The organism is Methylobacterium sp. J-001 (genome assembly GCF_022829565.1).
Classification (GTDB): domain Bacteria; phylum Pseudomonadota; class Alphaproteobacteria; order Rhizobiales; family Beijerinckiaceae; genus Methylobacterium.
In genome coordinates, this window is record NZ_JAKSYN010000208.1 from 1 (window position 1) to 351 (window position 351).

At 65.2% G+C, this 351-nt stretch carries 1 protein-coding gene; it reads left to right on the top strand.

All coding sequences use genetic code 11. The features are described 5' to 3' along the window. Positions 1–127: 127 nt before the first annotated feature. The coding region (locus MKK65_RS27180; protein ID WP_243961245.1) for a helix-turn-helix domain-containing protein at positions 128–351 on the top strand (224 nt) is incomplete at its 3' end.

Sequence of the window (351 nt, forward strand, 5' to 3'; positions counted from 1 at the left end):
CCCGGGCGTCGAGCGGGCCTTCAGGTGGGGCCCTCTGGTCGAAGGTGCAGGCCTGCGTGAGTGGCTCGTCAACATGGGTGGACGTGCCCCAGGGAAGCGCATTGCCCACCTTATGTGCGAACGTCTCATGCGCCTGGAAGCGGTCGGACGTGTTACCCATAACAGCTACGCGTTCCCGCTGACGCAGACCGAGATCGCCGCGACGTTGGTCCTGTCCGACGTGCACGTGAACCGGACCCTGCGGGAGCTGCGCGCGCTCGGCCTGATCCACCTCAAGAGCCGGGTGCTCACCATCCTCGATGTCGAACGGCTGAAGGCCTTCTGTAGCTTCGCGCCGAACTACCTGCACCT